The following is a 9802-nucleotide window of genomic DNA, read 5'->3' as shown; positions in this document are numbered from 1 at the left end:
GCCAACGCGGCGCCGCGCCTGATCGCCATCGAGATGGTGCACGGTGCCGCCGGCTCGAACGACATCGGCGCGAAGCTCAACTTCTGGTCGCCCGCGGCCACCGGACGTGACTTCGATCTGTCGCCGTCGGCCCTGTCCTCGCTGGACAAGTACCGCGAGTACATGACGATCATCAGCAACACCGACGTGCGCGAAGCCGAGCCGGCTGCACCGCCCGAGATCGGCGGTGACCATTTCCGCTCGAGCGCCACGTTCCTCACGCAGACGCATCCGAAGCAGACGGAAGGCTCGGATGTGAAGATCGCCACGTCGCTCGATCAGCTCTATGCGCAGCGCTTCGGCCAGGACACGCCGATCCCCTCCATGCAGCTGTGCATCGAGAATGTCGACCAGGCCGGCGGTTGTTCGTACGGCTACGCCTGCGTGTACACCGACTCCATCAGCTGGAAGTCACCCACCGAACCACTGCCGGTCATTCGCGATCCGCGCGTGGCCTTCGAGAAGCTGTTCGGCGTTGGCGGGAACAGCGCCGAGCGGGCCGATCGTCGCCGCTCACGGCGCAGCATTCTCGACTTCGTGTCGGGGCAGATGACGTCGCTGTCGCGCGGGCTCGATGCCGACGACCGTCACCGCATGGACCGCTATCTCACGGACATTCGCGAAGTGGAGCGCCGCATTCAGATGGTCGAAGCGCGCAACACAAGCGGCGAGGAGCGCGAGCTGGCGGCGGCGCCGGCCGGCGTACCCGATTCGTTCAAGGAACACGTGGAGCTGATGTTCGACATTCAGGCGCTCGCCTTCGCGGCCGATGTCACGCGCGTGTTCTCGTTCAAGATGAGCCGTGACGGCACCAGCCGTACGTATCCGGAAAGTGGCACCGACAAGGGATTCCATCCGGCGTCGCACCACGGCGGCGGGGAGAAGGGCGTGCGTGACTTCCAGCTGCTCAACAAATATCACGTGTCGATGCTGCCGTACCTGCTCGACAAGCTCAAGAGCATTCAGGAAGGCGAGAGCAACATGCTCGACAAGACGATGATCATCTATGGCTCGCCGATGGGCGATCCGAACGTGCACAACCATCGCCGGTGCCCGCTCATGTTGCTCGGCAAGGCCGAGAATCGCCTCGCCGGCAACCTGCACATCAAGGCGCCGGACGGTACGCCGATGGCGAATGCGATGCTCAGCATGATGCACACGCTCGGCATGAACGATCTGACCACATTCGGCGACAGCACGGGTGCCCTCAACCTCAACTCCCATGCGTAATGGCGCACACAGCGCCGGTGCCGGCCAACCAATCCGGCGGGCCGGCAAACGGCTCGCTGCGGTAGGGCTGGCGTTCGGCGCGGCGCTCCTCCTGTCGGCCGGCTCGCCGGCGTCAGACTCGCCGTTGGCCGATGCCGTCATGCGTGGCGACAGCGCAGGGCTCCGCGTGCTGCTCAAGCAGGGCGCCGATGTCAACGAAGTGCAGGGTGATGGAATGACCGCGTTGCACTGGGCAGCGTCGCGCGGTAACCTGGCGGCCACGCGCATGCTGGTGTCGGCCGGCGCCCGTCTGGATCCGGTGACGCGCAACGGCAACTACACGCCGCTGCACCTGGCCGCGCAGAACGGGCGCGCCGAGACGGTGAAGGCGTTGCTGGCCGCTGGAGCGAACGTGAAGGCGACCACGTCGTCAGGCGGCGCCTCGGCGCTGCACTTCGCGGCGTCGAGCGGTGATGCGGCCACGATCGATGCCCTGGTCGACAAGGGGGCGAGTGTGAACGTGCGCGAAGCAGCGTTTTCGCAGACGCCGCTGATGTGGGCGGCGGCGGCGAATCGCGTGGCGGCGATCACGGCGCTGATCAAGCGCGGCGCGGATATCGAAGCTGAGACGCGCACGCAGAGCATTCCCGAGCAGGAGAAGAAGGACCGCGCCTTTTTGGTCACCCGGTCGCGACGGTTGGCGGCGATGAAGTCGGCGGAGGCCCTGCTGGCGCCGACGGCGGCCGCGTCCGCGCCTGCGGGTGCCCCGGCGGCGACGCCGAGGACGGCGCCCCCCACGGTGGCTGCCTCGGCGTCGGCGAAGGACGCTGTCCCCACTGGTAACTCCGATACCCGCATCACGCCGACCGCCGGTGACCGCCGGCCGCGTGGCCCATCGTACGGCGATCTGGTGGGCAGCAAGGGTGGCAACACCGCGCTCCTGCTCGCCGTTCGTGATGGCCAGACGGCCGCCGTGAACGCGCTGTTGATGGCCGGAGCGAAGGTCAATCATGCCAGCGCGGGCGACAGCACGACACCGCTGCTGATGGCGGCGATCAATGGACGCTTCGATCTGGCCAAGACCTTACTCGATCGCGGCGCTGATCCGAAGCTCGCGAGCACCGCGAACGCCACGCCGCTGTATGCGGTGATCAACGTGGTCTGGGCGCCCAAGGCCGCATATCCACAGCCGGTGGCGCAGTATCAGTCGACCGTGAGCTATCTGGAGTTGATGGAAGCGCTCATCAAGGCGGGTGCCGATGTGAACGTGCGGCTCACCAAGCACCTCTGGTACATGTCGTACAACTTCGACCAGCTCAGCGTGAGCACAGCGGGCGCGACGCCGTTCTGGCGTGCGGCGTACGGCACCGATCTCGACGCCATGAAGCTGTTGCTCAAGTACGGCGCCGATCCGAACGTGGCGACGATCAAGCCGGCTGGTCGCTTGCCCGGCTCGGAAGAGCTCGACGCCGATGTCGCCGCGGGGAAGGACCCGTCAGGATTGCCGCCGGTGCCCGACAACGGTCCCGGAGTCATGGCGATTCATGCGGCCAGCGGTGCCGGCTACGGCGAGGGCTTCGCGGCCAACGCGCATCGGCATGCGCCCGACAGCTGGGTGCCGACGGTCAAGTTCCTGGTGGAAGAGCTCAAGGCCGATGTGAACGCCCGCGACTTCAAGGGCTACACGCCGTTGCATCATGCGGCGGCCCGTGGTGACAACGAGTTGATCAAGTACCTGGTGAGCAAGGGCGCCGACGTCATGGCGGTGGCGCGCACCGGTCAGACCACGGTGGACATGGCGAACGGCGCGGTGCAGCGCGTTCCGCCGTTTCTCGACACCATCGAACTGCTCGAGAAGATGGGCGCCAAGAACAACCACAAGTGCAAGAGCTGCTGATGGGCACGCGGCCGATCGGAATCCGATCGGCCGCGTAGGGCGCTACGGCCGCGGCGCGACGCGCTGCAGGGCCAACTTCACGGCGGCGTAGGCATCGATCACGCCGCCGGTGCGCGACAGGGCGGTGAACTTCACCGTCGATCCGTCACCCGGACGACGTACCTCGAGATCGGGGAGTTTTCGCACCGACTCCAACAGGATATCGCGGACCTGCATGGCGGTCAGCTCGGGGAAGTACGCCATCAGCAAGGCCGCCACGCCCGACACCACTGGCGCCGCCATGCTCGTGCCACTCTCGCGCTTGAGTCCACCGCCAGGCACCGTGGAGAGGATATCGACACCCGGCGCGAACAGATCCACCTGCTCGCGACCATAGTTCGAGAACTCGGCCGGCAGCGCCGCGAGCGGCTTCCAGCTCGACGCGCCCACTTCGATCCAATTCGCCGCGCGCGTGCCGCCAGCCAACAGCGGCGTGGGATACGACGGCGTGTCGTCGTTATTCTCGCCTTCGTTGCCCGCCGCGTGCACCAACAGCACGCCCCGTGATTCGGCGTAGCGCACCGCGGAATCCACCGACGCCTTGGCCGGTGAGTAGCCCTTGCCAAAGCTCATGTTCACGATCTGCGCGCCGTTGTCCACCGCGTAGCGGATCGCCCGGGCCACGTCCACATCGCGCTCATCGCCATCGGGCACCGCGCGCACGGCCATGATCTCCACATTCGGGGCGATCCCCTGCATGCCGGCAGCGTCGCCACGCAGCGCGCCGATGATACCCGCCACGTGCGTGCCGTGCATGGCATCGGGGCCGGTCACGTCGCGCGTACCGACCACGCGCTGTGGCGAGCGCGGATTGAACAATGTGTCGAGTCCGTACCGCGCCTGTGAGTCGTATGCCTCGCGCGCGCTCTCGATCTCGGCGGCATTGAGCCCCTCCGCATCCAGGCGTAGCCACATCTGCTTCGCTTCGTCCATCTCGGCCGTGGTGGCCCGCAGCGCGGTAACGGCGCCCCGCGTGATCGGCGCACCCTTCAGCGCCGCGCCCAACATGCGCTCCACACTGCGCAGGATCTCATCGATGTTCTCGACCTGCAGCAGCGTCGCCTTCACATCCTTCGCCTTGTCACGATAGGCCGAGGCGAGCGTGCTGCACTCGTCGGCCCTGGGCTTCTCGGTGAGTGACCCGGCTGGCTGGTTGCGGCAGGCCGCGTACAGGCGCGTGAGCTCGAAGGTGTCATAGCGCACCGGCGCGCCGTCGGCCGTGGCGAGCGCGTTCCAACCATACACGTCGTCGATCACGCCGTTGCCGTCGTCGTCCTTGCCGTTGCCGGCGATCTCGCGCGGATTCTTCCACATCGCACGCGCGAGCCGGGTATGGGCCGTGTCGACGCCGCCGTCGATCACGGCCACGACGACACGCCGCTGTGGCTGACGCGAGGCCAGCAGCTCACGGATGGCCCGCTCGGAGCCGACGCCCATCACCTTGTCGGTGTCGTAGTCGAGTCGCTGCCAATCCGCCCGCGCCGTGTCTCCCGACACCGGGGCGGGCGGTGGCGGTGCGACCTGAATCGGAGCCTGCATGACCGGTTCCATCGCCGGCTCCGGCGCCGTTGCGACGCCGCCCGATCCGCGCGCACAGGCGCCAAGCAACACGACGCTCGAGAGCATCAACGCGAACGGTCGCGCGGAAAACACGGGGAGTGATCTACGCTGCATCGGTCATGGTGGTCGAGTCGGTGGTCGGCGGGACTGCGTTGTGGGCGTGCTGGGTTGGCGCTCGTGGACGATAGCCGATGCCGCACATGCCCGCGAATATTGCAATGCTGTCCACGTTCGTACCCCAGCGGCCGGGAATGCTCCGCGCTCAGGGGCCGTCACCCACGCCATCGCACCAGAGCACGTCGCGGCGTAATGGTGTACGTGGGCGCCACGCCGGCGCGTCGTACGCGCTGACGATGGGTGCGTCGGGCGGTGCCGCATCGAACCGATACGCGACGAGCTGTTGCAGCTCGACCGGGTGACTCCGGCCGCGTCCCTGAAACGGCTTCTGCCAGTTGATGGCGCACACGCGATCGACCAACGACAACCCCGGGGTTATTTCGCGGAAGGTGGTCGCTACGGCGACCGCGCGGATACCCATAAGTCGCCGTGGCAGACGGTCGGGGCGGCTCATCTCGAGCTCCATGCGGCGGAGCTGTGCCGTTGCGCTGTCGAGAAAGAAGGTGCCGTGCACATCGGGGGATCGCAGCTTGTCGGCGGCGCGAACCTCGAGCCGCACCCACGTTTCGCTCCCCTCGGTCAGTACGCCCCCGAAGTGGAAGCAATGGTTGGCGATGAACGACGGCGCCGCGATATCCGAGAGTCCCGGTATCGCCATCGTCGTTTCCCTGAGGCCGCGGGGGTCGCGCTGATCCCGCACCACCCGGCCCGGGCGATACCCGCCCAACGACTGGCTCCCGGCCACGAGCGTATCGACCACATTCACAAATACCGTGCTGTCGGTGAGGGCGGCGAGCACGCGCTGCGTGGCGTAGCGAAAGGGATACTGCGACGTGAGCAGGCGGAACTGATCGGCGTTCTCCCGCAGCAACTCGACGATGTCGTACACGGCGGGCTCACGGACGCGGTCGGGCATGCCGGGGTTGGTGCACACTTCGCGGGGCCGCACGACCATGCCGGTGAGTTGCACGGGAATTTGGGCGAGGGTGATCGCCGCCGTGGTGACGATGCCGGCCTCGATGACGATGCGGCCCCGATACGGGGCAAAGCCGATACGGCGCACGGCGAGTTCGTAGCTGCCGGTAGGCAGGGCGATGATCGTGGCACGGCCACCGGCGTCGGTGAATCGCTCCAGCGTGCGCTCAGGGAGGGCGACGACGGCGTAGGGCAGCGCGACCCCGGTCTGCTGCGCGGACACGGTTACCGAGAGGGTCCCGGTGCCCTGCGCGGCGCTCCCGACCGGCGCGAGTAGCGTCGCCCAAAGCAGGACGGCGAGGCGCTGGACGGTGCTCCGTATCACGGCCCCGCCGATTCTCACGCGCATGTGGTGTGGCTGGTGCGGGACCCCTGGCATCGGAACGGCATCACAGCGGCGTCGGTGAGTGTATACGGATGGTCCGGTAGCATCCGTAGAGTGCGAGTCGGTCGTAGCGCTGTCAATCGCCATGATGTGCCGACCGTGCTACCGAGTTCGCGCCGAGAGCGGCGTGCGGCGCGACCCATGGCGGTCGTACACGCGCTGGGCGCTTCCCGATCGCTGGGCGGCCAGCGTGATGGCGTGCATGCGGTCGCGCGCGAACGCATACGCCGTTTCATGGTGGACGATCGGTGCGGGGTACTCACGACCGATGATGCAGCCGGTCATCTGTTGCATCATGAGCGGCGTGTGCTCGGGGCGCACGAGGTCCGCGTCGGAGAGCGCCGACAACTCCGGCACCCATCGTCGTACAAAGGCACCAGCGGCGTCATGCTCCTCGGCCTGCTTGTACGGATTGTAGATGCGGATCGTGTTGATGCCGGTCGTTCCCGACTGCATCTGGCATTGCGTCCAGTGAATGCCGGGCTCGTAATCGGTGAACCAGCGCGCGAGGATCGGGCCGGTGTGTCGCCAGTCGAGCCAGAGATGGTAACTCGCGAAGCTCATCACCATCGCGCGCATGCGGAAGGTGAGCCAGCCGGTGACGCGCAGCGATCGCATGCAGGCGTCCACCAGCGGGTAGCCGGTCTGTCCGTCGCGCCAGGCCTGCAGTCGCTCCACGTCCGGCTCACTCGGCCGTACGCCGTCGAAGATCGCAGCGTAGTGCTCGTACTCGAGGCGCGGCTCGTCTTCGAGCTTCTGGATGAAATGACAGTGCCAATGCAGACGCGACGCAAAGCTCACCAGGCTCTGTGTCCACTGCGCGGCGTCCAGTTCCCGACGGCCGTCGTTCTCATCGCGCAGTTCGCGGGCGCGCCGGCGCGCGGCCTGATACGCCTGACGCACGGACAACGTGCCGAAGGCCAGCGCGGTCGAGATGCGGCTGCACGATGCCGGCGCCTCGTTGGGACTCGACATCGCCCGTCGATAGTCCTGACCGCGTGCCGAAAGGAACGACTGCAGCAGCTCGTGGGCACGCGTCTCACCACCGCGCTGCCAATCGGCCCACGTTGGCGCGACCACCGGTGCCGCGGCCCAGCGCAGATCAGCGGGCAAGGCATGCCAGGCGGCGTCGGTCACCGATGCCGGCGGCGTCAGGATTCGGTTGGGCGTGGGCACGATGCGCGCGCGCATGCGTTGCTGCCACGTGTCGGCCCAGCCGTCGCGCGACGCGAGCCGGCGGACCACGCCGTTGCTGGGGAGCTCGCGCATGGTGATTCCAGCCTGCTTCGCCCACGCGCGGACACGACGATCCCGCGCATAGCTCGTGGCGTTCCCTGTTTCCTCGTGCGCCCAGATGGCGGTGAAGGGCAGGACCGCGTGCAGCGTGGCGAAGACATCGGGCAATGCCCCATGCAATTCCAGCAGCTGACCGCCGCGCGCGTGCAGCGCCGTCTGCAGTTCGTCGAGGGCGTCGCGCAGCACACATTCGTGTCGCCGGTCCCGGTCGGCAGCGTGTTGCTGCTCGGGTTCGTGCACATACACGGCGAGTACCGGACCGGCAGCGGTCGCACCGGCGAGTGGCGCGTGGTCGGCGATCCGGAGATCCCGCTTGTACCAGAGGAGTTGCAGAGCGGACATGTCCCACTCCAACGGTCATCGACCGATCCGCCGTTCCCGTCGCGATTCCCCTCTTGCCAACCCATGCCACCCCCCGCATTGATTCAGCAGGGTGCCGCTGTTCCCGCTGTCGTCTCGCACCCTCGGGGTAGCGACATGCCACACGCCAGAGTCCGTCTCACGCTGATCGAATCGACGCGCCACACCGCCCTGCACGCGGTGGGCGCGGAGCTGTTCGGAATCAGCACGTACGCCGCCTTGGTCGCGGTCGCGGTCATCGGTGCCCGGGCATTGCACCTCATCGCCCCGACGCTGTCGGTCGACGAAGCGGTGACGTTTCTTGCGCCGATCCGCCAGTCGGCCCCACCGCCCACGCAGGAATCCGTTCAGTTCATCGGGCTGGGCGGCTTGCAGTCGGTGACGATCCCCGTGAGCGAGCCGTCGCCGCGTGGCAGCTTGCCCGCCCCGCGTGGCAGTATCGGCGACGTCGCGAGTGAGCTGATCGACCTTCCCAGCCCGTCAAGCGATTCGGAGAAGGCGTACAGCGAAATCGAGGTCGACTCCACGGTCTCGCTCGATCCGTCGGCCGAAGGCCCGCAATATCCGCCGGCCCTTTTGCAGGCCGGCGTGCAGGGCGTGGTGTACGCCCGCTTCATCGTGGATACCGTGGGACATGTCGACACCGCGACGCTGGTCGTGCTGGATAAGCCCGACCCCGAATTCGTGAACGCCGTGCGCACGGCGCTGGTGCGCATGAAGTATCGTCCGGCCGTGCTCCGCGGTCGGGCCGTCGCACAGCTGGTCGAGCAGCCGTTCGTATTCCGCATCCAGCCGCCGGGCGTCATCGAGCGCTGACCGACACGGCGAGCGCAACAAAGCTCGCGGCAGTGCGTACGGAGATAGATATTCGGATCACTGTTGCGCGTCCCGTTCCGATGCCTCTTTCTGTTGGAGCCCCTGCGTGGATACCCCCCTTGATGTGCTGGAGCAGGCCGAGGCCGAACTGGCGGCCGCCGACCACGATGAATCGGCGACTGGTGTAGACCGCCGGCAGTTCATGTTCTTCTCGCTGGTGGCCGCGGCGGCGAGCACCTTCGGTGCGCAGGCGGCTGGTGCGCAGGATGCAGCGGCGAGAGCGAGCGGCAGGGGCGGTCTGGCCAGCGGCGCAGCCCAACCGCCGCAGGTGCCGCCGGTGCCGCTCGGCAACGGGGAAGCGCCCGCCATGCAGTTCATGCCATATCCCGGCGGCACCGGGGCGCTCATGGAGAAGGTGGTGCGCGAGCGCGGCGCGGCGGCATTCACGCGCACCCCGCACGCGGTGGAGAAGTGGAGCGGGGCGGTCCCCACCAATCCTGATGACCTCGCGTTCCTGCCGGCGCATCGCATCTCGGCGCTCATCAAGGCGCGCAAGATCACGTCGCGGCAGATCACCGACATCTATCTCGCGCGCATCGAGAAGCTCAACCCCACGCTCAATTTCGTCGTCACGTTGATGGCGTCGCAGGCGCGCGCCGAAGCCGACGCAGCCGACGCCGAGATCGCCGCCGGGAAGTACCGTGGCCCGCTGCACGGGGTGCCGTACGGGATCAAAGATCTGTTCGCGGTGAAGGGCGTCCCCACCACGTGGGGCTCGGTCGATTTCAAGGATCAGATTCCCGACTACGATGCCGACGTGGTGGTGCGTCTGCGTGAAGCCGGTGCGGTGTTGCTGGCGAAGTTGGCCACGGGTTTGTTCGCGCAGAACGATTGGTGGTTCGGCGGACGCACGAACAATCCGTGGAACACGAACATCGGCTCGAGCGGTAGCTCCACCGGCCCCGGTTCCGCCACGGCCGCCGGCTGCGTGGCGTTCTCGATCGGCACCGAGACGCAGGGATCGATCGTGTCGCCCGCCATTCGCAACGGCATCAGCGCCCTGCGGCCCACCTATGGCCGCGTGAGCCGTCACGGCGGCATGGTGCTGG

7 protein-coding genes are annotated in these 9802 nt (G+C 67.4%); 4 read left to right on the top strand and 3 right to left on the bottom strand.

Features of this window, described 5'->3' with window-relative positions; all coding sequences use genetic code 11:
* Positions 1-1269, top strand: a 1269-nt coding sequence (locus ACIRA7_RS12340) for a DUF1552 domain-containing protein (protein WP_396221147.1), incomplete at its 5' end; no start/stop codon positions are given.
* Positions 1262-3145: an ankyrin repeat domain-containing protein gene (locus ACIRA7_RS12335; RefSeq protein WP_396221146.1), complete on the top strand. Its 1884-nt coding sequence runs from the start codon at positions 1262-1264 to the stop codon at positions 3143-3145. The genes ACIRA7_RS12340 and ACIRA7_RS12335, both read left to right, overlap by 8 nt.
* Positions 3146-3187: 42 nt before the next feature.
* On the opposite strand, the gene ACIRA7_RS12330 is transcribed toward ACIRA7_RS12335, so the two are convergent.
* The 3 genes from ACIRA7_RS12330 to ACIRA7_RS12320 form a co-directional block, all read right to left on the bottom strand.
* Complete coding sequence (locus ACIRA7_RS12330; RefSeq protein WP_396221145.1) at positions 3188-4837, bottom strand: S8 family serine peptidase; 1650 nt, start codon at positions 4835-4837, stop codon at positions 3188-3190.
* A gap of 169 nt (positions 4838-5006) precedes the next feature.
* Positions 5007-6161, bottom strand: a complete 1155-nt coding sequence (locus ACIRA7_RS12325) for a carboxypeptidase-like regulatory domain-containing protein (protein ID WP_396221144.1) — start codon at positions 6159-6161, stop codon at positions 5007-5009.
* 162 nt (positions 6162-6323) lie between these two features.
* Positions 6324-7859, bottom strand: coding sequence for a deoxyribodipyrimidine photo-lyase/cryptochrome family protein (locus ACIRA7_RS12320; protein WP_396221143.1), 1536 nt, complete (start codon positions 7857-7859; stop codon positions 6324-6326).
* 135 nt (positions 7860-7994) lie between these two features.
* Between ACIRA7_RS12320 and ACIRA7_RS12315 the strand changes: the two genes are divergently transcribed.
* Positions 7995-8693 carry an energy transducer TonB gene (locus ACIRA7_RS12315; protein ID WP_396221142.1) on the top strand — a complete coding sequence of 233 codons (699 nt, stop codon included), beginning with the start codon at positions 7995-7997 and terminating at the stop codon, positions 8691-8693.
* Positions 8694-8799: 106 nt separating this feature from the next.
* Positions 8800-9802 (top strand): amidase family protein (locus ACIRA7_RS12310; RefSeq protein WP_396221141.1); only part of this gene is annotated, 1003 nt, incomplete at its 3' end.

It is taken from the genome of Gemmatimonas sp., from assembly GCF_044376735.1.
Lineage (GTDB): Bacteria > Gemmatimonadota > Gemmatimonadetes > Gemmatimonadales > Gemmatimonadaceae > Gemmatimonas.
Note: the sequence above shows the minus strand (reverse complement) of the source record. Positions and strands in the feature narration are given on the sequence as shown.